This window comes from Pseudomonas cuatrocienegasensis, assembly GCF_900110925.1.
Lineage (GTDB): Bacteria > Pseudomonadota > Gammaproteobacteria > Pseudomonadales > Pseudomonadaceae > Aquipseudomonas > Aquipseudomonas cuatrocienegasensis.
In genome coordinates, this window is sequence record NZ_FOFP01000003.1 from 15,458 (window position 1) to 38,116 (window position 22,659).

Annotated in this window: 17 protein-coding genes; 5 read left to right on the forward strand and 12 right to left on the reverse strand. The window is 60.6% G+C overall.

Going from position 1 to position 22,659, the window contains the following annotated elements; translation table 11 throughout:
- Nucleotides 1-50: 50 nt before the first annotated feature.
- Nucleotides 51-1,511, forward strand: coding sequence for a protein adenylyltransferase SelO (gene selO, locus BMW49_RS05100; protein WP_069516252.1), 1,461 nt, complete (start codon nucleotides 51-53; stop codon nucleotides 1,509-1,511).
- Between the two features lie 60 nt (nucleotides 1,512-1,571).
- On the opposite strand, the gene BMW49_RS05105 is transcribed toward selO, so the two are convergent.
- Nucleotides 1,572-2,270, reverse strand: coding sequence for an aspartate/glutamate racemase family protein (locus BMW49_RS05105; protein WP_069516254.1), 699 nt, complete (start codon nucleotides 2,268-2,270; stop codon nucleotides 1,572-1,574).
- Nucleotides 2,271-2,506: 236 nt separating this feature from the next.
- Between BMW49_RS05105 and BMW49_RS05110 the strand changes: the two genes are divergently transcribed.
- The 4 genes from BMW49_RS05110 to BMW49_RS05125 all read left to right on the forward strand — a co-directional run bounded on the left by BMW49_RS05110 (nucleotide 2,507) and on the right by BMW49_RS05125 (nucleotide 6,206).
- Nucleotides 2,507-4,297 (forward strand): SLC13 family permease, encoded by a 1,791-nt coding sequence (locus tag BMW49_RS05110; protein WP_069516256.1) that lies wholly within the window; start codon nucleotides 2,507-2,509, stop codon nucleotides 4,295-4,297.
- Between the two features lie 56 nt (nucleotides 4,298-4,353).
- Nucleotides 4,354-4,788 carry a thioredoxin TrxC gene (gene trxC / locus BMW49_RS05115; protein ID WP_069516258.1) on the forward strand — a complete coding sequence of 145 codons (435 nt, stop codon included), beginning with the start codon at nucleotides 4,354-4,356 and terminating at the stop codon, nucleotides 4,786-4,788.
- Between the two features lie 94 nt (nucleotides 4,789-4,882).
- Complete coding sequence (locus BMW49_RS05120) at nucleotides 4,883-5,326, forward strand: YiiD C-terminal domain-containing protein (protein ID WP_069516260.1); 444 nt, start codon at nucleotides 4,883-4,885, stop codon at nucleotides 5,324-5,326.
- Between the two features lie 82 nt (nucleotides 5,327-5,408).
- Complete coding sequence (locus tag BMW49_RS05125) at nucleotides 5,409-6,206, forward strand: universal stress protein (protein WP_069516264.1); 798 nt, start codon at nucleotides 5,409-5,411, stop codon at nucleotides 6,204-6,206.
- Nucleotides 6,207-6,219: 13 nt separating this feature from the next.
- Here the strand turns inward: BMW49_RS05125 and BMW49_RS05130 are convergent, their stop codons facing one another.
- The 11 genes from BMW49_RS05130 to BMW49_RS05180 form a co-directional block, all read right to left on the reverse strand.
- Complete coding sequence (locus BMW49_RS05130) at nucleotides 6,220-6,993, reverse strand: ParA family protein (protein ID WP_069516266.1); 774 nt, start codon at nucleotides 6,991-6,993, stop codon at nucleotides 6,220-6,222.
- Nucleotides 6,994-7,137: 144 nt separating this feature from the next.
- On the reverse strand, nucleotides 7,138-8,205 hold the full coding sequence (hemE, locus tag BMW49_RS05135) for a uroporphyrinogen decarboxylase (protein WP_069516268.1): 1,068 nt from the start codon (nucleotides 8,203-8,205) through the stop codon (nucleotides 7,138-7,140).
- A 112-nt stretch (nucleotides 8,206-8,317) separates the two neighbouring features.
- On the reverse strand, nucleotides 8,318-9,658 hold the full coding sequence (locus tag BMW49_RS05140) for a hypothetical protein (RefSeq protein ID WP_069516270.1): 1,341 nt from the start codon (nucleotides 9,656-9,658) through the stop codon (nucleotides 8,318-8,320).
- Entirely contained in the window at nucleotides 9,655-10,533 is an 879-nt protein-coding gene (locus BMW49_RS05145; protein WP_069516271.1) for an ABC transporter ATP-binding protein, read from the reverse strand. Before BMW49_RS05145 ends, BMW49_RS05140 begins: the two co-directional genes overlap by 4 nt.
- Complete coding sequence (locus BMW49_RS05150) at nucleotides 10,530-10,919, reverse strand: GntR family transcriptional regulator (protein ID WP_069516273.1); 390 nt, start codon at nucleotides 10,917-10,919, stop codon at nucleotides 10,530-10,532. Before BMW49_RS05150 ends, BMW49_RS05145 begins: the two co-directional genes overlap by 4 nt.
- A gap of 129 nt (nucleotides 10,920-11,048) precedes the next feature.
- The gene (locus BMW49_RS05155; RefSeq protein ID WP_069516274.1) at nucleotides 11,049-12,467 is read right to left on the reverse strand and encodes an FAD-dependent oxidoreductase; all 1,419 of its coding nucleotides are present in this window, start codon (nucleotides 12,465-12,467) and stop codon (nucleotides 11,049-11,051) included.
- Nucleotides 12,468-12,578: 111 nt separating this feature from the next.
- On the reverse strand, nucleotides 12,579-17,027 hold the full coding sequence (gene gltB, locus BMW49_RS05160) for a glutamate synthase large subunit (RefSeq protein WP_069516275.1): 4,449 nt from the start codon (nucleotides 17,025-17,027) through the stop codon (nucleotides 12,579-12,581).
- 226 nt (nucleotides 17,028-17,253) lie between these two features.
- Entirely contained in the window at nucleotides 17,254-18,807 is a 1,554-nt protein-coding gene (locus tag BMW49_RS05165) for an AAA family ATPase (protein ID WP_069516276.1), read from the reverse strand.
- A gap of 7 nt (nucleotides 18,808-18,814) precedes the next feature.
- Nucleotides 18,815-19,921, reverse strand: a complete 1,107-nt coding sequence (gene aroB / locus BMW49_RS05170) for a 3-dehydroquinate synthase (RefSeq protein WP_069516277.1) — start codon at nucleotides 19,919-19,921, stop codon at nucleotides 18,815-18,817.
- A gap of 51 nt (nucleotides 19,922-19,972) precedes the next feature.
- Nucleotides 19,973-20,491, reverse strand: coding sequence for a shikimate kinase AroK (gene aroK / locus BMW49_RS05175; protein ID WP_083251648.1), 519 nt, complete (start codon nucleotides 20,489-20,491; stop codon nucleotides 19,973-19,975).
- A 4-nt stretch (nucleotides 20,492-20,495) separates the two neighbouring features.
- The gene (locus BMW49_RS05180) at nucleotides 20,496-22,613 is read right to left on the reverse strand and encodes a type IV pilus secretin PilQ (protein WP_069516607.1); all 2,118 of its coding nucleotides are present in this window, start codon (nucleotides 22,611-22,613) and stop codon (nucleotides 20,496-20,498) included.
- Nucleotides 22,614-22,659 lie beyond the last annotated feature (46 nt).

A 22,659-nucleotide genomic window follows, 5' to 3' on the forward strand; every position in this document is an offset into this window, starting at 1 on the left:
GCCACTCTCTCACCATCGCCGGGCAGTCTCTGCCCGGCTGGAGCCAGACCGTGAAGTCGCTCATCGAGCTGCAGTTCGACAACCGCTTTGCCCGCCTCGGCGATACCTTCTCCACCGAGGTGTTGCCAGAGCCGATTACCGAGCCGCGCCTCATAGTCGCCAGCCCGACGGCTATGGCGCTACTCGATCTGGACCCGAGCGAAGCCGACAGCGACCTGTTCGCCCAGGTCTTTACCGGGCACACCCTGTGGAGTACGGCCGAGCCGCGCGCCATGGTCTATTCCGGTCACCAGTTCGGTGGTTACAGCCCGCGCCTGGGTGACGGCCGTGGTTTGCTGCTCGGCGAAGTGATCAACGATGCGGGTGAATACTGGGACCTGCACCTCAAGGGCGCCGGGCAAACACCCTACTCCCGCTCGGGCGATGGCCGCGCAGTGCTGCGCTCGTCGATCCGTGAATTCCTCGCCAGCGAGCACCTGCATGCCCTCGGCATCCCCAGCTCGCGGGCGCTGTGCGTGACTGGCTCGAGCACCCCGGTGTGGCGCGAACGGCAGGAGACCGCCGCCATGGTCCTGCGCCTGGCGCCCAGCCATATCCGCTTCGGTCACTTCGAGTACTTCTACTACACCCAGCAGCATGAGCAGCTCAAACAGCTGGCCGAACACGTGCTGCGCTGCCACTACGCCGACTGCCTGCAGCAGGAGCAGCCGTATCTGGCGATGTTCCGCGAGATCATCGAACGCAACGCGACGATGATCGCCTACTGGCAGGCCTACGGCTTCTGTCATGGGGTGATGAATACCGACAATATGTCGATCCTCGGTATCACCTTCGACTACGGCCCCTACGCCTTTCTCGATGATTTCGACGCCAAACACATCTGCAACCATTCGGATGACAGCGGCCGTTACTCGTTCAGTAATCAGGTGCCGATTGCCCAGTGGAACCTCGCCGCCCTCGGCCAGGCCCTGGTGCCGCTGGTCGAGGTAGAGGCGCTGCGCGAAAGCCTGAGCCTGTTTCTGCCGCTGTACCAGGCGCACTACCTCGACCTGATGCGCAAACGCCTGGGCCTGCTCAGCGCCGCTGACGGCGACGAAGCCCTGGTGCAACGCCTGCTGCAATTGATGCAGAGCAGCGCGGTGGACTACAGCCTGTTCTTCCGCGAGCTCGGCGACAGCCCGGCAGCGCAAGCGGTGGCGCGCCTGCGTGATGACTTTACCGACCTGGCCGGCTTCGACGCCTGGGCCGCCGACTACCTGGCGCGCAGCGCTCAGGATGGCGACGAGCAAACGCAACGGCGCACGCGCATGCACGCGGCCAACCCCAAGTACATTTTGCGCAACTACCTGGCGCAACAAGCCATCGAAGCCGCCGAACAGGGCGACTACGCCCCGGTGCGCGAGCTGCATCAGGTGTTGTCACACCCCTTCGATGAGCAGCCCGGCTTCGAGCGCTATGCCCAGCGTCCGCCGGAGTGGGGTAAGCACCTGGAAATCAGCTGCTCCTCGTAGCCAGTTGTGGGAGGGGCTTTAGCCGCGACAATCGCCGCTAAAGCGCCTCCCACAGACGACCTAAACGCCACCCAACATCCACTCCAACCCCATCGCCACATGCAGCGCGCTGCTGTCGAGCCAGGGCAGTGGCGCGTCTATGCCATCGAGCAGCAAACCGATCTCCGTGCAGCCAAGGATCGCCACTTCGGCGCCCTGCGCCTGCAGCGAGCGCAAGCAGTCCAGATAGAACTCGCGCGCCTGGGGCAGAAACTGGCCCTGGCACAGCTCGGCAAAGATCACACGGTCGATTTCCGTCATCTGCGCTGCGCTCGGGATCATCACCTCGATGTCAAAGCGCTCGGCCAGGCGTTGACGGTAGAAGTCTTCCTGCATGGTAAAGCGCGTACCGAGCAAGGCCGCGCGTTTTACGCCTTGGTCTTGTAGCGCCTGGCCCACGGCATCACCGATATGCAACAGGGGGATATCCACTGCCGCTTCGATGGCCGGCGCCACCTTGTGCATGGTGTTGGTGGCCAGCAGCAGAGCTGTCGCCCCTGCTTGCTCCAGCCCCTGCGCGGCCTTGGCCAAAAGTGCCTCGGCCGCGAGCCAGTCACCACGGTGCTGCAGTTCGGCGACCTCGGCAAAATCCACGGAATGCAGCAGCAACGGCGCCGAATGCAAACCACCCAGGCGTTCGCGCACGCCCTGATTGAGCAAGCGGTAGTAGCTGGCCGTGGACTCCCAGCTCATGCCACCCAAAATGCCAAGCTGGCGCATATCAACCCCCTAGGTGCAAAGCCCTGAGCCTAATCCTCAGCTGGCTTGGCGCACAGGCACAGTGCGCGCCAGAGTGGTCGGCACAGCCTTATCTATTAAATCGAAAAGGCATATAAACCTTTCCAAACATTCTTAGACTCTCTAAGCAGCAAGCCTTATCTTCTGCGCCTTGTGTGGCCGCCCAACCCGGCTTGGCCGCCGATACCTCACACGAGATTCGCACGCCAAGGATGTTCATGTACTGGGACTCCCTGCCCCTGTTGTTCGTCGGCGCCCTGCTGCTGTGGGTGCTGTATGCCTTCGTCCGCGAAACCTGGAGCCCGGACATAGTCGCGGCCATCGCCGTGGCCGCGCTGCTGATTACCCAATTGCTGACCCCGGCAGAAGTGCTCAGCGTGCTGAGCAACTCGGCGCCGGTGACCATCGCCTGCATGTTCGTGCTGTCCGCCGCGCTTGAGCGCACCGGCTGCATCGACGCTCTCGGCAACTGGCTGGGTGACCTGGTCGGTACCAGCCCGATCCGCGTGCTGACCGGCCTGACAGTCACCGCCCTGGTGGCCTCCGCCTGCCTGAACAACACCCCCGTGGTGGCCATCCTCACCCCGGTGGCGATTTCCCTGGCGCGCCGCGCCGGCACTCTGCCGTCGAAGCTGCTGATTCCGCTGTCCTACGCCACTATTCTCGGCGGCACCCTGACCATGATTGGCACCTCGACCAATATTCTGGTCGACGGTGTGGCACGCAAGGCAGGCCTGGCGCCCTTCGGCATCTTTGAAATCACTGGCGCCGGCCTGATCATGGCCGCGTTCGGCATGGCCTACCTGCTGACCATTGGCCATCGCCTGTTGCCCGAGCGCGAAACCCTGTCCAAGCAGTTGCGCCCGAACCTCGACCGCACTTTTATGACCGAACTGCTGGTGCCGCATGACTCGCCAGTGATCGGCAAGACCCTGCACGAAGCGCACCTCAACGGCGGCAGCGGCCTGCAGGTGCTGAAGTTCTTCCGCGACGAGCAGCAACTGACCGAGCCGGCCCACGACACCCTGCTGCTTGCCGGCGACCAACTGGTGCTGCACGGCCAGGTCAAGGACGTGGTAGAGCTGCGCGAAAGCGGCCACCTGATCTTCAACCGCAGCGATGCCTTTGAAACCATCAGCAGCCACGACGTGATCCTCGCCGAGGCCATCGTCGGGCGTAACTCGCGCTACAGCCACCGGCCCATGCGCGACCTCGACCTGACCGCGCGCTACGGCATCGCCGTGCTGGCCGTGCACCGTCAGGACGAGAACATCCAGGGCAACCTGGATGACTTCGAACTGCAATTCGGCGACGTGATGCTGGTCGAAGGCACGCCGACACAGATCAAACGCTTTGCCGACAATGGCGATCTGATCAGCCTCAACGCTGTGCAAGAGCGTGCCTTCCGCCGCGACAAGGCGCCGATTGCAATCATCGCCACCCTCGCGGTGATGCTGCTGGCGGCTTTTGGCGTGATGCCCATCGAGGGCCTGGCGATCATCGGTGCGGTGACTGTGCTGGCGACCCGCTGCCTGGATGTGGAAGACGCCTACAAAGCGGTGGACTGGAAAATCCTCAGCCTGATCTTCGGCATGCTGGCCATCAGCATCGCCATGGACAAGGTCGGCCTGGTCAGCCTGATGGTCAGCAATGTCATGGGCCTGATGCCCTGGGCCGGGCCGCTGCTGATGCTGAGCTTTATCTACCTGTTCACCTCGATCCTCACCGAGGTGCTGTCGAACAACGCCGTCGCCGTGCTGGTCACGCCCATTGCCATCGGCATGGCTCAACACCTGGGCGTCGACCCGCGCGCCTTCGTGGTAGCGGTAATGTTCGCCGCCAGCGCCAGCTTCGCCACGCCCATTGGCTACCAGACCAACACCTTCGTGTACAACGCCGGCGGCTATCGCTTTACCGACTTTATGAAGGTCGGTATCCCGCTCAATCTGTTGCTCTGGGTCGTGGCCAGCTTCGTGATTCCCTGGTTCTTCCCGCTCACGCCCGCATGACTTGATATCCAGCGCGCGCGGCGCCATGTAACAGCCAACGCTACTGGAGCCGTTTTATGTCCGATCCTCTGCTTATCCCCTGCCCCCACTGCAACGGCCTTAACCGCATTCCTCCCGCGCGCCTGGGCGACAGCCCCCGCTGTGGGCGCTGCAAGGCCGAAGTACTGCCGACAACACCCTTCGAGCTGACACAAGGCAACTTCGCCAGCCAACTCAAAGGCGACCTGCCCCTGCTGGTGGATGTCTGGGCCAGTTGGTGCGGCCCATGCCGCAGCTTTGCGCCTATCTACGAGCAGGCCGCCGGCCAGCTAAATGGCCGCTGCCGCCTGGGCAAACTGGACAGCGAGGCGGCGCCGCAACTGTCGGGCAGCCTGGGTATCCGCTCGATTCCCAGCCTGATTCTGTTCAAAGGCGGCGTGGAAGTCGCCCGCCAGAGCGGCGCCCTGCCGCTGCCCCAGTTGCTGGCTTGGCTGCGCCAGCAGGGGATCTGAGCGGATCGGTCAACCCACTGACCGCGTGAGGTCATTCCCGCCGTCCATCATGCCCGCTAGGCTGCGAGTAAATCCCAGCCAGCGGAGTCCAAGCATGTCGATGCCAGCCGAGCTGATTCGTCAGCTGACCGAAGAGCAGATTGCCTTCGTCAAGCGCAGCGGCCTCAAGGCCGAGGTGCTCGAACCCGGCTTCGTGCGCCTGTGCATGCCCCTGACGGGTAACCAGAACCATATCGGCAGCATGTATGCCGGTGCGCTGTTCACCCTGGCAGAAATGCCCGGCGGCGCGCTGTTTCTCACCAGCTTCGATGCACAGCGCTACTACCCCATCGTCAAATCCTTCAACCTCAACTTTCGCCGTCCGGCACTGGGCGATATTCGGGTCGAGGCGCGCTTGTCTGCCGAGCTGATCGACGCCCTGCAAGCCCAGGCGCAGAGCAACGGCAAAGCGGAATTCAGCCTGACACTGGTGCTGACGAATGACGCCGGTGAGGTCGTGGCGGACAGCAGCGCGCTCTACCAACTGCGACGTCGCTGACCGCTGGCCTTGCCACAAGTCAAAAGACCAGCTAATTGATGGAGCACAATAATCATTTGCTGGCGCCTCGGCGGGAGTTTCCATGTTCACCCACATCCTGATTGCCCATGACCTGCGCGACACGGCCGACATGGCCTTGCGCCGTGCAGCCCAGTTGGCCGAGCAACACGGCGCGCGCCTGAGCGTGTTGCACGTGCTCGACCCAGCGCAGACCAGCGAACAACACGAAAAGGCCCGCCAGGCCCTGGACCGCAGCCTGACGGCATTTGCCCCTGGCGGCAGCGCGTTACTGGTGCGCAGTGGCAAACCCTCGGAAGTGGTACTGCAAGAGGTGCAGGCGCAGGCGTGCGACCTGCTGGTGCTCGGCGGCCACCAACAGCGCCATGACTTTTTCTCCGGCACCAGCCTTGACCGTATTGCCCGGCAGTGCCCCGTGCCGCTGCTGCTGGTCGCGCGCAATGAAATCCAGCCCTATAGCCGCGCCCTGTCGGCCATCGATTTTTCCCTGTGCGCCTGCAGCGCCCTGGAGCAGGGCTACCGCTTGCTCCCCGCCGATGCGCAGTTGCATGCCGTGCATGTGTTCGACCCGGACAAGGGCACGCCCGGGCAGATCGAGGCGCAACAGCAGATTCAGCGGGCGCTGATCGAACAGTTGCTGCACGATGAAGCGCAGAAACTGCCGGACAAGGGCGCGCGCCTGAGTCACTCGGTGTATGACGGCGGCATCCTGCGCCGGCTGCAGGAGCAGCTCAAGGTACAACGCAGCGATCTGCTGGTGCTTGGCAGCCACGGCCGTAGCGCGCTGTCACAGGCGCTGCTGGGCAGCCTGGCGCAGCACTTTCTGCACAAGGCGCCCTGTGATGTGCTGGTGGTGCGCTAACCGCGCGGCGGGTTCACTGCGCGGCGACGAGCAGGTCGTGCAGTTCGACGAATTGCTGGGTCAGTTTGTGCCGCGGATCCATATACACCAGCGGCATGCAGGCCTGATGGGACTCGCGCATGCGCACCGAACTCATCAGGTTCACCGGTAACACCGGCAGCCCCTCGGCGATCAGCTCGTCGAGCAGTTGCTGCGGCAAGGTGGCACGAGGCTGGAACTGATTGACCACGATGCCCTCGACCGCCAGCCCCTCGTTGTGGTCATCGCGCAACTCCTCAATCTCGCGCAGCAGGCCGTACAGCGCCGTGCGTGAAAAACTGTCGCAGTCGAAGGGGATCAGCACGCGATCCGCGGCAATCAGCGCCGAAACCGTGTAGAAGTTCAGCGCTGGCGGGGTATCGAGGTAGATGTGGTCGTAATCCTCGGCCAATTGGTCAAGGAGCTTGCTCAACTTGTTGATCTTGTATTTGGACTCGAGCTTGGGCTGCAGATCGGCCAACTCGGCCGTGGCGGTCACCACGTGCAGGTTATCGAACGGCGTCTCGTAGATATCGACCTGGTTCTTCTTGCCGAACGGCCCACTGGCCAGGGTCTGCTTGAAGAACTCGGCGATTCCCATGGGGATGTCATCACCCGTGAGCCCAGTGAGGTAATGCGTGGAGTTGGCCTGGGCATCAAGGTCGATCAGCAGGGTACGATACCCCTGGGATGCACTCACCGCCGCCAGGTTGCAGGCGATGCTCGACTTGCCGACACCGCCTTTCTGATTGAACACCACGCGTCGCATGTCACACCTCCCTGAACCTATAGACCCCTGGATTCTATGCAAAGGACATGACAAGGGCGAGATGTTTGGTCACCAGATGACTCGAACAACGCTGAAAAGCACCGTCCATAAATTGAAAGGGCCGCATCTGCGGCCCTTTCAGGATTAAACGTGGTATTGCGCTGATAACTCATGCACCGCTTCGAGGAAGGCCCCAGCATGGGCTGGATCGACTTCCGGGGTGATGCCGTGGCCCAGGTTGAAGACATGCCCGCTGCCTGCGCCATAACTGCTCAGGATACGCGCCACTTCGGCGCGAATGGCTGATGGCTTGGCATACAGCACCGTCGGATCCATATTGCCCTGCAGTGCTACCTGCTGGCCAACGCGACGACGCGCCTCGCCAATATCGCAGGTCCAGTCCAGCCCCAGTGCATCAGCGCCCGCGGCGGCCAGCGACTCCAGCCACAACCCACCGTTCTTGGTGAACAGAATCACCGGCACCTTACGGCCGTCGTGCTCGCGGATCAGGCCGGCAACGATCTTCTGCATATAGGCCAGGGAGAACTCCTGGTAGGCCGCCGACGACAGGTTGCCGCCCCACGTATCGAATATCTGCACGGCCTGGGCGCCCGCGCGGATCTGCCCATTGAGGTAGAGGGTCACCGACTGCGCCAGCTTGTCGAGTAGGGCGTGCATGGCTTCAGGCTGGTCGTAGAGCATCGCCTTGATCTTGCGGAAGTCCTTCGACGAGCCGCCCTCGACCATGTAGGTCGCCAGGGTCCAGGGGCTGCCGGAGAAGCCGATCAGCGGTACACGGCCACCCAGCGCCGACTTGATGGTGCGCACAGCATCCATCACGTAGCCCAGGTCCTGCTCCGGGTCGGGGATCGGTAACGCGTCGATATCGGCGGCGCAGCTGATGACCTTCTTGAAGCGCGGCCCTTCGCCGGTCTCGAAATACAGGCCCTGACCCATGGCATGGGGAATGGTGAGGATGTCGGAAAACAGGATCGCCGCGTCGAGTTGCGGGTAGCGGTCCAGAGGCTGCAGGGTCACCTCACAGGCGAACTCGGGGTTCATCATCAGCTTCATGAAGTCCCCGGCCTTGGCGCGGCTGGCGCGGTATTCCGGCAGGTAACGACCGGCCTGGCGCATCATCCACACCGGGGTGACGTCGACAGGTTGCTTGAGCAGAGCACGAAGGAAGCGGTCGTTCTTCAGGGCGGTCATGGCAGTTCCCGAGAAAAGTAATCGGTAAAAAAGTGCGGGCATTTTCGCAGAGCGCAAAACAAAAGGCACGGTGGGGACCATGCCTTTTACCAATTGCGACGATTTGCCTCGCTCAAGAAAAATACGGCGCGCCACGCCGCTGCAGGCCCTGAAAGAGCCGGACGCAGAAGGCCAAGGATAGCGCCAGCAGGACCAACCACGACCACAACAGCAGGCTCGTGGATTCATCTTTAGAGAGCAACCAGGCGCTACTGGCAATAGCGACAATCATCATCACAAATTCGAAAAGCCGCCAGCGGCCCAGCGTATAACCTAGCAGGCCAATCTGCAAAGCCTGCGCTAAACCCAGAGACAGAATCACCAACAGATAGAGCCAGACCCACTGCAGCCAGGCGGTTGGAAAACCATAATTCCAACCGATCAGGCTGATAAAGAGTCCCAGGAAAACCAGTCGCTCCGACATGCCACGCAATATCTGCAGGCACAACCCCAAGAGCCACCGCCTGTCACTCGGCAACCCCGGCAGCAAGCACAACTCGGCGACTAGCGACTGGCTGGTACGATTACGCTCTGCCAGCAGATAACGTGCAGGCTGCGATACCAGCATCAGACATGCGGCAACTATTCCATAGGCAATAACAAAACGAGTTCCACGATTCGGCTCCAGCCACAGCAAAAAGCCAATGCCACTGCATACAAACAGCGCACCCAGCAGTCGGTTAGGCCAGCTCGCCTCCTGGATGATGCCCTTTAGTTCGGGAGCGAGCACCTCGCGCAGCCGCTGGACTGGACTCAGTCCAGCGCTTAAATCCGGCGCATTTGCCTTACGGAATAGCGCCACATCTTCGTCCTGCACGGTCAGCCGCAATGGCATCTCGACAGCTAGCGCTAGTATCGGCCAGCGTCGCTTGCATACGTAGAACCACAGGGCTGCTGCCAGGGTCAGGATGACCAGGGCGGGCACTCCATACTCTGCGGTCGTCTGCGGCCACCAGGCCTGCCAATAAGTGCCGGCCAGCAGCAGAACAGGCACTATAGCTGCGGTTATGTGATGAGCAGGCAACACCAGTATCAACAAAGCCAGGCTCCAGCCCAGCAGCAGCCCAGCCCCCAGGCGGGAAACATTTGCGTATTCAGATAGCGCCGCCAGGCTGGAAATAGCCAGAAGGCATAACCCCAAATTGGCAACGACACCAAGGCTCACCACCCTGATAGCTCCCGGCATCCGCAATCCGAGCATATGCCAGGCAAGCTGAAAAGGCCGCGCAGAAACCAGCAGCCCCCACTGCAACCCCGCGAGCAACCAGGCCAAAGTCTGCACATTCTGCATACTATTGCCGCGTACCTTCGGACCGAAGTAAACGCTCAAGATGGTCAACGTGCTGCAGATGGCAAGGGCAAACAACAGACGCTGGCTTTCCGGCCACAGACTACGCCAGTGCATAGCGATCATCGCACTAACTCCAGGAACAGATCCTCCAGGCCCAGAGTCTGCGCTTGGTACTTGCCAGGCAGTAGCGAAGCGCTGCCATCAGCAAGGCGTAACAACACGCTATAGCCGCCATCGCTAAGACGATGGCGCATGACTTCACCGCGTAATCGCTCTTGCGGTAGGTTGACATCAGCCGGCAGCACGATACGGCGAACTTCATCTTTTAATTCATCCAGACCGGCCTGCAGCAGCAATCGCCCTTGATGCAGAAAGGCGACCTCAGAGGCGATGCGCTCAAGATCAGAAATGATATGCGTCGACAGAATCACCGTAGCGCCCTGCTCGGCTGCGCTACCAACGATCTCGCGTAGCAGCTCACGACGTGCCACAGGGTCAAGCGCCGCAGCTGGCTCATCCAGCACCAGCAACTGCGGTCGACTGCCCAACGCACGAATTAGGGCCACCTGCTGACGCTCGCCGGGAGATAGTTTGTTCAATTGCCGCGCCCGCGACAGCTCCCAGCGATCGAGTAGCCGCTTTACCAGGTCGGCATCCCAATTCGGATAAAGACTTCCGACAAAATCCAGCATGGCGCCTACCGTCATCCACGGGAAACTGTCGGGCTGTTGCGGCACATAACTCAGCGCGCTCTTGGCCTGATCATCAAGGCGCAACGCATCACGCCCCTGCACGAACGCTTGCCCCTTATCGGCGCGTAGCAGACCAAGCATGCAGCGCAGCAAGGTGCTCTTGCCGGCTCCATTGCGGCCGACCAGACCCAAAATGCTACCTGGCTCGACACGTAGCGATAGATCATCCAGCACCTGATGATCGGCATAGCGTTTTGCCAGACCACGGACCTCAATCACTGCATCCGAGTTGCACACTAAACTCATTCCTTTTTCTCCATCAATGGCCGTAAAGCCTCCGTTACCTGCTTAAAATCCAGATCAAGTTGGCGCGCCTGACGAACCAACTCGGCGAGCAGAGGCGTCAGCACCTGTAAGCGCTCAGCACGTGGCTGCCTGACGGCGGCCTGCGCCATGACCACCATGCCCTTGCCACGCAGACGCTCGAGCAACCCCTGCTCTTCCAGCAGCGAATAAGCCTTGGAAACAGTCATCGGGTTGATGGCGTGCGCGGCTGCAACCTCTCGTACCGAGGGAAGGCGAGTACCTGGCTGGCATTGACCAGCAGCGATCATGCGTGCGATCTGCCCCACAATCTGCCGGTAAATGGGGTCGGGCGAAGCGGGTTCGATGTACAGGGCTTCTGGATTCATGTGTATTAATATAGCAATACACCAGAAACAGCTGCAAGCCGGAATGGCAATACAAAACAAAAAGCACGGCGAGTGCCGTGCCTTTATCCATCGGGTCAATTTGTCGCGGGCAAGCCGCGACACAATCGATTAGACGCCCAAGTAGTCGAGGATCCCCTCAGCGGCATTACGCCCCTCGAAGATTGCCGTCACCACCAGGTCGGAACCGCGCACCATATCGCCACCGGCGAAGATCTTCGGGTTGCTGGTCTGGTGCTTGAACTGGCTCTGCTCGGGCGCGACCACACGGCCCTGGCTGTCAGTCTGGATGGTGAAGTCCCCAAACCAGGCTGCCGGGCTTGGACGGAAACCGAAGGCAATCAGCACGGCTTCCGCCGGGATGATTTCTTCGGAGCCTGGGATCGGCTCGGGGCTGCGGCGGCCACGGGCATCCGGCTCGCCAAGACGGGTCTCAACCACTTTCACGCCTTCGACCTTGTCTTCGCCGACGATGGCAATGGGTTGACGGTTGAAGAGGAACTTCACGCCTTCTTCCTTGGCGTTCTTCACCTCTTTACGCGAGCCCGGCATGTTCTCTTCGTCACGGCGATAGGCGCAGGTCACGCTCTTGGCGCCCTGGCGAATCGAGGTGCGGTTGCAGTCCATGGCTGTGTCACCGCCGCCGAGCACAACAATGCGCTTGCCCTTCATGTCGACGAAGTCTTCCGGCGACTTCTCGAAGCCCAGGTTGCGGTTGACGTTGGCGATCAGGAAGTCGAGGGCATCGTGCACGCCTGGCAGGTCTTCACCGGGGAAGCCGCCCTTCATGTAGGTGTAGGTGCCCATGCCCATAAACACCGCATCGTACTCATCCAGCAACTGCTGCATGGTCACGTCGGTGCCGACGTCGGTGTTCAGGCGGAACTCGACCCCCATGCCGGTGAAGACTTCACGGCGGCGGCTGAGCACGCTTTTTTCCAGCTTGAACTCGGGAATACCGAAGGTCAGTAGGCCGCCGATTTCCGGGTTCTTGTCGAACACCACCGGGGTCACGCCGTTGCGCACCAGCACGTCGGCACAACCGAGACCGGCCGGGCCGGCGCCGATCACCGCAACACGCTTGCCGGTCGGTTTAACCTTGGACATGTCCGGGCGCCAGCCCATGGCGAACGCGGTGTCGGTGATGTACTTCTCCACCGAGCCAATGGTCACCGCGCCGAAGCCGTCATTCAGGGTACAGGCGCCCTCACACAGACGGTCCTGCGGACACACGCGGCCGCAGACTTCCGGCAGGGTGTTGGTCTGGTGCGACAGCTCGGCGGCGGCGAGGATATTGCCCTCGGACACCAGCTTCAACCAGTTGGGAATGAAGTTGTGCACCGGGCACTTCCACTCGCAATAGGGGTTACCGCAGCCCAGGCAGCGGTGCGCCTGGTCGGCCGCTTGCGCAGGTTTGAAGTTGTCGTAGATCTCGACGAACTCTTTCTTACGCTGACGCAACAGTTTCTTCTTCGGGTCTTTGCGCCCAACTTCGATGAACTGGAAGTCGTTATTCAGACGTTCAGTCATAAAAACCTCTTAACAGCAGCTTCAGCGCACGGCTTCAAGCTGCAAGACGATCACGGTAGCTGGTCAGCCTCCACCACCTGGTGGTTTGAGGCTGACCGCTTGCAGCTGCGGTTATTGCGGGTTGGCGCGGGTGCTGGTGAGCAAGGACCTGAGGCTGGCAGCCTTGGGTTTGACCAGCCAGAACTTGCGCAGGTAATCGTCCAGGTTTTCCAGGACATTGTGTCCCCATTCACTGGCAGTTTCCTGCACGTATTCGGTGAGCACGCGCTGCAGATGGCTGCGATAGGCTTCCATCGACTCGTTGTTGATCCGCTGGATCTCCACCAACTCGTGGTTGACCCGGTCATAGAAGCTGTTGTCCAGGTCCAGCACATAGGCGAAGCCACCGGTCATGCCGGAGCCGAAGTTGTAGCCAGTCTTGCCCAGTACACAGACAAAGCCACCGGTCATGTATTCGCAGCAATGGTCACCCGTGCCTTCGACCACGGCATGGGCACCGGAGTTACGCACAGCGAAGCGCTCACCCGCGGTCCCCACGGCGAACAGCTTGCCGCCGGTGGCGCCGTACAGGCAGGTGTTGCCGATGATGGCGCTGTCCTGGGTCTTGAACGGGCTGCCCTTGGGCGGCACGATCACCAGCTTGCCGGCAGTCATGCCCTTGCCGACGTAGTCGTTGGCATCGCCTTCGAGGTACAGGTTCAGGCCACCGGCGTTCCACACACCAAAGCTCTGGCCGGCCGTGCCCTTGAAGCGGAAGGTGATGGGCGCGCCATTCATGCCTTCGTTGCCATGCACGCGGGCGATCTCACCCGACACCCGCGCACCGATCGAACGGTCGCAGTTGCAGATGTCCAGCTCGAACTCCGCGCCGCTGGCGGCATCGATTGCCGGCTTGGCCAACTCGACCATCTTCTCGGCCAGCAGGCCTTGGTCGAACGGTGGGTTGCGCTCGACCAGACAGAACTGCGGCTTGTCCGCCGGAATGTGATCACTGCCGAGCAGCGGCGTGAGGTCCAGGTGCTGCTGTTTGTCGGTCTCGCCGGGCAGCATTTCGAGCAGGTCAGTGCGCCCGATCAGCTCTTCCAGGCTGCGTACGCCCAGCTTGGCCAGCCACTCGCGGGTTTCTTCGGCGACATAGGTGAAGAAATTCATCACCATTTCGACGGTGCCGATGAAGTGGTCTTTGCGCAGCTTGTCATTCTGCGTGGCCACGCCGGTGGCGCAGTTGTTCAGGTGACAGATGCGCAGGTACTTGCAGCCCAGGGCGATCATCGGCGCGGTGCCGAAGCCGAAGCTCTCGGCACCGAGAATGGCCGCCTTGACCACGTCCAGGCCAGTTTTCAGGCCGCCGTCGGTCTGCACCCGCACCTTGCCGCGCAGGTCGTTACCGCGCAGGGTCTGGTGGGTTTCGGCCAGGCCGAGCTCCCAGGGCGCACCGGCATACTTGATCGAAGTCAGCGGCGAGGCGCCGGTGCCACCGTCGTAGCCGGAGATGGTAATCAGGTCGGCATAGGCTTTGGCCACGCCGGCGGCGATGGTACCGACGCCGGCTTCTGCCACCAGCTTGACTGACACCAGGGCGGCCGGGTTGACCTGCTTGAGGTCATAGATCAACTGCGCCAGGTCTTCGATGGAATAGATGTCATGGTGCGGCGGCGGCGAGATCAGGGTCACGCCCGGCACTGCATAACGCAGCTTGGCGATCAGGCCATTGACCTTACCACCTGGCAGCTGGCCGCCCTCACCGGGCTTGGCGCCCTGAGCAACCTTGATCTGCAGCACTTCGGCGTTGACCAGGTACTCCGGGGTCACGCCGAAACGGCCGGTGGCCACCTGCTTGATCTTCGAGCTGCGCAGCGTGCCATAGCGGGCCGGGTCTTCACCGCCCTCACCGGAGTTGGAGCGCGCGCCGAGGCGGTTCATCGCCTCGGCGATGGCCTCATGGGCTTCCGGCGACAACGCGCCCAGGGAGATACCGGCGGAGTCGAAACGCTTGAAGATCGACTCCAGCGGCTCGACCTGGTCCAGCGCCAACGGCTGATCCGCCAGCTTGAGCGCCAACAGGTCACGGATCATCGATACCGGACGGGTATCGACCAGCGCGCTGTATTCCTTGTACTTCTCGTAGCTGCCTTGCTGCACAGCCACCTGCAGGGTGCTCACCACATCCGGGTTGTAGGCGTGGTATTCGCCGCCGTAGACGAACTTCAACAAACCGCCCTGCTGGATCGCCTTGCGGTTGTTCCAGGCTTCGGCAGCCAGCAGCTTCTGCTCGGCTTCGATGTCGACAAAACGCGCACCCTTGATGCGGCTGGCGACACCGCGGAAGCACAGCTCAGTGACGTCATCGGCCAGGCCGATGGCCTCGAACAGCTGAGCACCACGGTAAGACGCCACCGTGGAGATGCCCATCTTCGAGAGAATCTTCAGCAGGCCCTTGGAGATGCCTTTGCGGTAGTACTTGAACACCTCGTAGAGGTCGCCCAGCACTTCGCCGGTACGGATCAGATCGCCGAGCACTTCGTAGGCGAGGAACGGATAGACCGCCGACGCGCCAAAGCCCAGCAGGACCGCATAATGATGCGGGTCGCGGGCAGTCGCCGTCTCGACCAGGATGTTGCAATCACAACGCAGGCCTTTTTCGGTCAGGCGATGGTGCACCGCTCCGGTGACCAGCGCCGCATGCGCCGGCAACTTGCCGGGGGCGATGTGTCGGTCGGTCAGTACCAGCAGCACCTTGCCGCCACGCACGGCTTCTTCAGCCTGGTCTGCCATGTTACGCACGGCTGCTTCCAGGCCGATCGAGGCGTCATAGTTCAGGTCGATGATCTGACGCTCGAAGCCTGGACGGTCCAGGTTCATCAGCGCACGCCACTTGGCGGGCGAAATAACCGGCGAGCTGAGAATCACGCGGCTGGCATGGTCCGGCGACTCCTCGAAGATGTTGCGCTCGGCACCGAGGCAGATCTCCAGGGACATGACGATGGCTTCACGCAGCGGGTCGATCGGCGGGTTGGTGACCTGAGCGAACTGCTGACGGAAATAATCATAGGGCGAGCGCACACGCTGGCTGAGCACCGCCATCGGCGTGTCGTCACCCATGGAGCCGACCGCCTCCTGGCCCTGCTCGGCGAGCGGGCGCAATACCTGGTCGCGCTCCTCGAACGTGACCTGGTACATCTTCATGTACTGCTTGAGCTGGTCACTGTCGTAGAACGCCGAACCGTGATCGCGGTCTTCCAGGGTCGCCTGAATGCGCTGGGCACTCTTGCGCAGCCACTGCTTGTAGGGGTGGCGCGACTTGAGGCGGTTGTCGATGTCCTCGGTGTTGAGCACCTGACCGGTCTCGGTGTCGACCGCCAGGATCTGCCCCGGGCCAACGCGGCCTTTGGCAATCACGTCCTCGGGCTGGTAATCCCACACGCCGATTTCCGAGGCCAGGGTGATGTAGCCATTGGTGGTGGTCACCCAGCGCGCCGGGCGCAGGCCGTTACGGTCGAGCAGGCAGACGGCATGGCGACCATCGGTCAACACCACGCCGGCCGGGCCATCCCAGGGCTCCATGTGCATGGAGTTGTACTCGTAGAACGCGCGCAGGTCGGCGTCCATGGTCTCGACGTTCTGCCAGGCTGGCGGAATGATCATGCGCACGCCACGGAACAGGTCGATGCCGCCGGTGACCATCAGCTCGAGCATGTTGTCCATGCTAGAGGAATCGGAGCCGACGCGGTTGACCAGCGGGCCGAGCTCGTCCAGATCGGGGATCTGGTCGTTGGCGAACTTGGTCCGCCGCGCCTGGGCCCAGTTGCGGTTACCAGTGATGGTGTTGATCTCGCCGTTGTGCGCAAGAAAGCGGAACGGCTGCGCCAGCGGCCACTTCGGCAGGGTGTTGGTGGAAAAGCGCTGGTGGAATACACAGATAGCCGTTTGCAGCCGCTCGTCACCCAGGTCCGGGTAGAACTGCTGCAGGTCGGCCGGCATCATCAGGCCTTTGTAGATGATGGTCTTGTGCGAGAAGCTGCAGATGTAGTGCTCGCTGTCATCGACGTTGGCCACCGAGGAACGACGGCGGGCACTGAACAGCTTGATGGCGAAATCCTGATCGGACAGGTCATCGCCGCCGATAAACACCTGCTCGATCTGCGGCAGCCGCTCCAGCGCCAGGCGCCCCAGCACGCTGGTATCGACCGGCACCTTACGCCAGCCAATCAACTGCAGCCCGGCATTGCTGATTTCGCGGTTCATGTTCTCGCGGGCAACCTCGGCCTTGGCCGGGTCCTGGTTGAAGAACACCATGCCGACCGCATATTGCTTGGGCAGCGCTACACCAAACTGCTCCTGAGCAATCGCGCGCAGGAAGGCATCGGGCTTCTGGATCAACAGGCCACAACCATCACCGGTCTTGCCATCGGCGTTGATCCCACCGCGGTGGGTCATGCATGTCAGCGCTTCGATGGCCGTCTGCAGCAGGTGATGGCTCGCCTCGCCCTGCATGTGGGCGATCAGGCCGAAGCCGCAGTTATCCTTGAACTCATCAGGACGGTACAAACCTGCTTTCATAGGGACTCTCACCAGGCTGCCTTTTTCAAGGCTATTGCTTTCTAATTCAACAAGTTACCGTACGCGCAGGGCAGTGCCCCAGCATTGCGCAGGCAAAAGGGAGGTTATTGTACATATCCGCCCTGGCGCTCACAAATTTCGTGGCGAAGCCATGCAAATTTATGTCGCTAAAACGAAGGACTCAACCTGCAAGCCGTGCTACCGACCTGAAGGTTATCTAGCGTGCTCAGCGGGACTGGGCGATTTCCTGCTTGATACTGCCGAAGGTCCGCGGCCATGGCTTACCGGCCTGCACCTTAGCCGGCAGGCCGCGCAGGGCCGCCTGGGCCGCATCACGACTGGCGAAACTACCATAGGTCACCACGTAAAGCGGCTGCCCCTGGTGCTGCTTGCGGAAATAGCGGTACTCACTACCGTGCTCACTGACAAATGCCTGAGCACTGCGCTCCGCCCGGGCACCCAGAATCTGCAGGGTAAAACGACCGTCAGCCTGAGCGCCATACCAACCGGCAGCCGCTGAAGCAGCCACAGGCGCCGGAGCAGGAGCAGGCTTAGGGGTCGTCACAGGAACAGCCTTAGGTGCAGGTGCAGGTGCAGGTGCAGGTGCTGTCGCCGGGACTGGCGCCTGAGCAACAGGCGCAGATGGTGTCACAGGGGCAACCGGGACCGGCGGCGGCAAATTGATCACGGGCTCTCCCCCGTCGACCTCCGCATCATCACCAGCACTCATCCCGGCCGCCTCAGCCAACGGCTGGCGAATGACCGGCTGCGCGTCACCCACTAACGGCAATGGCAGCGGTTGGTTGTTACCGGCAAACTCGATCGCCGGTACACCTGTACTCGCAGACTCTTGCGCAGGTGTGGATGGACCCCCTTGCGGCTCAGCAGCGGGCACCTGTTGCACAGTCGAAGCCGGCTCCGTGGTGAGCTCACGGCCCTGCATCAGCCAGGCAGCAAGCACCCCGATAGCCACTACCACAAGTGCCAATGCGTGCTTGCGCGGCAAGCGAAAACCGGCCCCACCAGGCTTGGCTTTACCTCGGCTGGCCAGCATGGCGGTTATCAATGTTTCGCGAGCCACCTCATTGATTGAACCTGGCCAACCGCCAGACTGCTCGTGAATCTCGGCTATCTGCTCATCACTGATCAGCTCGATGCCCTGCGCAGCACCGTCGAGCCGCTGCGCCAGGTACTCGCGTGTTTCATCTTCGCTGTAAGGCTGCAGCTCGATGGCATGAAAGCGCTCTTCCCCGGCAGCCAGCACCTCAAGCCGCTCGATCACCTCAGGCTCAGCGAACAGGAACACATGCGGCCGGCCCTCACCGTTACCTGCCGCGAGAGCTAGCAGAGCGACCAACGCGGCCTCACTCAACTGCTCAGCATCATCGACCAGCAGATAAACCTCCTGCCCGGTGAGCGCCAACTGGCCAACCTGCGCCAGAATGGCGCGCGGATCAGCCTGCTGGACCTGCAGCGCTTGGGCAATCTGGCGTAGCAGACTGGCCGGATCGGTCGCGCCCTGCGCCGACACCACCACGCTCTGCACAGCCTGCTTGTTGGTGCTGGCAACCAATGCCTGGCGCAACAACGTCTTACCGCTGCCGAGCGGGCCAGTCACCACCAACAGCAGCTGGCTATAGCGCGCCAGATGATGCAACTGGCCCAGCACCGGCTTGCGCTGCGCCGGGAAAAACTTGAAGCCCGGCACGCGAGCCGCAAAGGGATCATGGGTGAACTGGTAGTGATCGAGAAACGCCTCGTCGGCATGCAAACTGGTCATGAGCCACTCATTGATGTGTAAGCAGATCCACCTGCGCGCGGTAATCCGTACGCAGCGTGGCATCGAGAATTTCACGCGGGTAATCGGCCGTCACGACCGCCTCCCCCATCTGGCGCAACAGCACCAGCCGTAGCTGGCCATCGAGCACTTTCTTGTCGACTGCCATATGTTCGAGGAACTGTTCAGGTGTCATCTCGGCAGGGGGAACGACTGGCAAGCCGGCTGACTGAAATAGACGAATACCGCGATCACGATCGGCCTGGCTGATCCAGCCCAGACGGCAAGACATTTCCAGCGCCATGACCGTCCCCGCTGCCACAGCCTCACCATGCAACCAAACGCCATAGCCCATGTGCGTCTCGATGGCATGACCAAAGGTATGCCCAAGGTTCAGGGTAGCCCGCACCCCAGCCTCACGCTCATCCGCACCAACGACTCGCGCCTTGGCGGCACAGGAGCGCTCGATAGCCAGCGTCAAAGCAGTCTGATCCAGCGATCGCAGCGCCGGCATATTGGTTTCGAGCCAATCGAGGAATTGGGCATCACAGATCAAACCGTACTTGATCACTTCCGCCAAACCCGCCGACAACTCGCGCGGCGGCAGGGTGACGAGTGAGGAAGTATCGATGAGTACCGCCTGCGGCTGGTAAAACGCACCGACCATGTTCTTGCCAAGCGGGTGATTGATGCCTGTTTTGCCCCCAACCGAGGAATCAACCTGCGACAGCAGCGTGGTGGGAATCTGGATGAAGTTAACCCCACGCTGATAACAAGCCGCGGCAAAGCCAGCCATATCACCGATCACGCCACCGCCCAAGGCTATGACAGTGGTACGGCGATCATGGCGCGCGCCGAGCAGACCATCAAAAATCAGCTGCAGGGTTTCCCAGTTCTTATGCGCCTCACCATCCGGCAACACAATGGAAACCACGTTGTAGCCGGCAAGGCTGGCCAATAGGCGCTCAAGATACAGCGGTGCAATGGTTTCATTGGTCACCACCGCCACTTGCCGCCCGACAATGTGAGGCGCAAGCAACTGCGCCTGCCCCAGCAGGTCGGCACCGATATAAATGGGATAGCTGCGCTCGCCGAGATCGACGTGAAGAGTTTGCATGGAGCCCCCGGTCAGGAAAGGGTCCTAGGATAGCGCAGTTATGCCTGCGCTTTAACGGGGGGGCAACGCCTCGAGCCGCTCAATGATCTCCTGGACAACCATACGTGGAGGTCGCTCGTCGGTTTCCACGATCACATCGGCAATTTCGCGGTATAGAGGGTCACGTATCGCCAGCAGCTCACCCAGCACTTTGCTTGGGTTCGCCGTGCGCAGCAATGGCCGATTACGATCACGGGCAGTCCGATCAAGCTGCTGCTCGACCGACGCATGCAAATACACCACACGCCCACCACGCCAGAGCGTCGAACGGTTTTCAGGACGCATCACCGCCCCGCCCCCCGTCGCCAGTACCAGGCCATCCTGCTCGCACAACTCAGCGATCACCGCCTGCTCACGCTCACGAAAACCCTGCTCACCTTCAACATCGAAGATCCAGGGAATGTCAGCACCTGTCCGTTGCTCGATCTCCTTGTCGGAGTCTTTGAAAGGCAAACGCAGCTCTTTGGCAAGCAAACGCCCGATGGTGCTTTTCCCGGCACCCATCGGGCCTACAAGAATCAAATTACGCACAGAGTCAACGGCTCACCGCTACGGCTTGGGTGTTCATGATACGCGGTGTGAGAAAAATCAACAGTTCCGACTTGTTGTCTCTGACCACGTCGCGACGGAACAACCGACCAACAAAGGGCATGTCCCCCAAGAACGGTACCTTATCAACAGATTTAATCTGCTCATTGGAAAACACTCCGCCGATTACGATGGTCTCACCATCGCTCACCAAAACCTTGGCGTTGACCTCGTTTTTATTGATAGACACTCCATCCGCGAATACCTGTCCGACGGAATCCTTGGTTACCTTTACTTCCATGATAATCCGGTTATCCGGAGTTATCTGCGGCGTCACTTCCAACGACAGGGCGGCCTCCTTGAAAGCGGTTGAGGTGGCGCCACTGGAGGTCGATTCCTGATAAGGTATCTCGGTCCCCTTGAGAATCTTGGCGGTTTCCTTGTCCGAGGTGACTACCCTGGGTTGTGAAATAATCTCACCATTCCCCGTTTTTTCCATGGCTGACAGCTGTAGATCCAGCACAACATTGCTGCCGAGGTAGCCAATACCAATACCAGAAGTACTGCTTACAACACCCATATCCACGAAAGGTAAACGCGCCAACCCATCATCTAAGGTGGTACTACCGACTTCATCAGTTCCTACAAAGTCAGCGCGCTGGCCAGTTTCATCATCAAACGCTTGAACACCATCTTTTCCACTGACATCCCAACGCCCACTTCTTGCACTGCCCCCCCAGCGCACGCCAAGCGCCTTATCATAATCAATATTTGCCTCAACAATACGCGCCTCAATCATCACCTGACGAACAGCCACATCAAGCTGCGCAATAATACGACGCAACTCATCAAGTCGCTCTTGTGTCTGGTAGGCGATAATACTGTTGGTTCTATCATCAACAGTAATCGAACCACGCTCAGATACAGCACCATCCGCACTGGTAACGGACTGAAACAACTTCGCCATATCAGATGCTTTGGCATAGTTGACTTGAATCAGCTCACGGCGTAGCGGTGCCAATTCGGCAATCTGCTTTTGCGACTCCAGCTCCTGACGTTCCCGTGCAGCGATTTCGTCCGCCGGCGCAACCAGCAGCACGTTGCCAACCTTGCGTTTGTCTAGCCCCTTGGTCTTGAGCACGAGATCAAGCGCCTGGTCCCAGGGAACATTTTGCAGCCGCAGAGTAATGTTGCCTGCAACAGTGTCACTAGCGACAAGGTTCAGATCGGTAAAGTCTGCAATAAGCTGCAGGACTGACCGCACATCAATATCTTGAAAGTTGAGAGACAGTTTTTCACCACTATAGGCGAAGCGCTCTGTCTTACGCTGGTCCACTTCGTCCTGGGTCAGCGGCTTAATACTGAGCGTCAATTTATTATCGGTTTGATAGGCGAGATAGTCATAAAGCCCAGTCGGTTCAATCACTATGCTCGCTTTATCGGCAGACCCACTCGCACTCACAAACTGTACAGGAGTGGCAAAGTCCTTAACATCTAGACGTACTCGCAGCGCCTCAGGCAGCTGGGTCTTGGAGAAATCCAAGCGAATCTTCCCCCCCTGCTCCTGGATATCAGGGCTCACACTGGCATCAGACAACGTAATGACAACGTTACCTTCACCCTGCTCACCACGCTGAAAGTCGATATTGCTGATTGACTTGGCCTGAGGCACATAGGCCTTAACTGGCGCCGGAGCAGGTGTAGAGACAGTGGCAGCCGAAGTCGTCGCGACACGTGGTGCACCGCTACTTTCACCAACAACAATGAACAGGTTATTACCCTCGGCGCGCGTATTGTAGGGCGCCAGATTGGTTAGGTTAATAATCAGCCGGGTTCGGTCCTTGGCCTCAACCACTGTCAGGCTTCGCGCATTACCGACGCCTAACTCGCGGTTCTTGGAACCTAACTTGTTCGCTACTCCCGGCAGGTCAAGAGCAATCCTTGCAGGTTGCTCGATGGTATAGCCACGCGGGGCAGCAACAGGCTCATCAAACGTCAGTTTTAACTCGACGCGGTCTCCGGGTAATGCAGCCACATCGAGCGTCTGCAAGTCAGCGGCCAACAAGGCTGGGGAAAGAACTATCGCCAGCAGGGAAAGACCGAGGTGCTTCAATGGGCTATTCATCATCAGGTTCCGTTGGGCAGACCGATTATTTTTTCTCATGCTCAAT

Bases quoted from the DNA above. Each gene is read 5' to 3' on its own strand.
- BMW49_RS05105 (WP_069516254.1), bottom strand. From the start codon at position 2,270: ATGCGCCAGCTTGGCATTTTGGGTGGCATGAGCTGGGAGTCCACGGCC.
- BMW49_RS05110 (WP_069516256.1), top strand. From the start codon at position 2,507: ATGTACTGGGACTCCCTGCCCCTGTTGTTCGTCGGCGCCCTGCTGCTG.
- trxC (WP_069516258.1), top strand. From the start codon at position 4,354: ATGTCCGATCCTCTGCTTATCCCCTGCCCCCACTGCAACGGCCTTAAC.
- BMW49_RS05120 (WP_069516260.1), top strand. From the start codon at position 4,883: ATGTCGATGCCAGCCGAGCTGATTCGTCAGCTGACCGAAGAGCAGATT.
- BMW49_RS05125 (WP_069516264.1), top strand. From the start codon at position 5,409: ATGTTCACCCACATCCTGATTGCCCATGACCTGCGCGACACGGCCGAC.
- BMW49_RS05130 (WP_069516266.1), bottom strand. From the start codon at position 6,993: ATGCGACGCGTGGTGTTCAATCAGAAAGGCGGTGTCGGCAAGTCGAGC.
- hemE (WP_069516268.1), bottom strand. From the start codon at position 8,205: ATGACCGCCCTGAAGAACGACCGCTTCCTTCGTGCTCTGCTCAAGCAA.
- BMW49_RS05140 (WP_069516270.1), bottom strand. From the start codon at position 9,658: ATGATCGCTATGCACTGGCGTAGTCTGTGGCCGGAAAGCCAGCGTCTG.
- BMW49_RS05145 (WP_069516271.1), bottom strand. From the start codon at position 10,533: ATGAGTTTAGTGTGCAACTCGGATGCAGTGATTGAGGTCCGTGGTCTG.
- BMW49_RS05150 (WP_069516273.1), bottom strand. From the start codon at position 10,919: ATGAATCCAGAAGCCCTGTACATCGAACCCGCTTCGCCCGACCCCATT.
- BMW49_RS05155 (WP_069516274.1), bottom strand. From the start codon at position 12,467: ATGACTGAACGTCTGAATAACGACTTCCAGTTCATCGAAGTTGGGCGC.
- gltB (WP_069516275.1), bottom strand. From the start codon at position 17,027: ATGAAAGCAGGTTTGTACCGTCCTGATGAGTTCAAGGATAACTGCGGC.
- BMW49_RS05165 (WP_069516276.1), bottom strand. From the start codon at position 18,807: ATGACCAGTTTGCATGCCGACGAGGCGTTTCTCGATCACTACCAGTTC.
- aroB (WP_069516277.1), bottom strand. From the start codon at position 19,921: ATGCAAACTCTTCACGTCGATCTCGGCGAGCGCAGCTATCCCATTTAT.
- BMW49_RS05180 (WP_069516607.1), bottom strand. From the start codon at position 22,613: ATGAATAGCCCATTGAAGCACCTCGGTCTTTCCCTGCTGGCGATAGTT.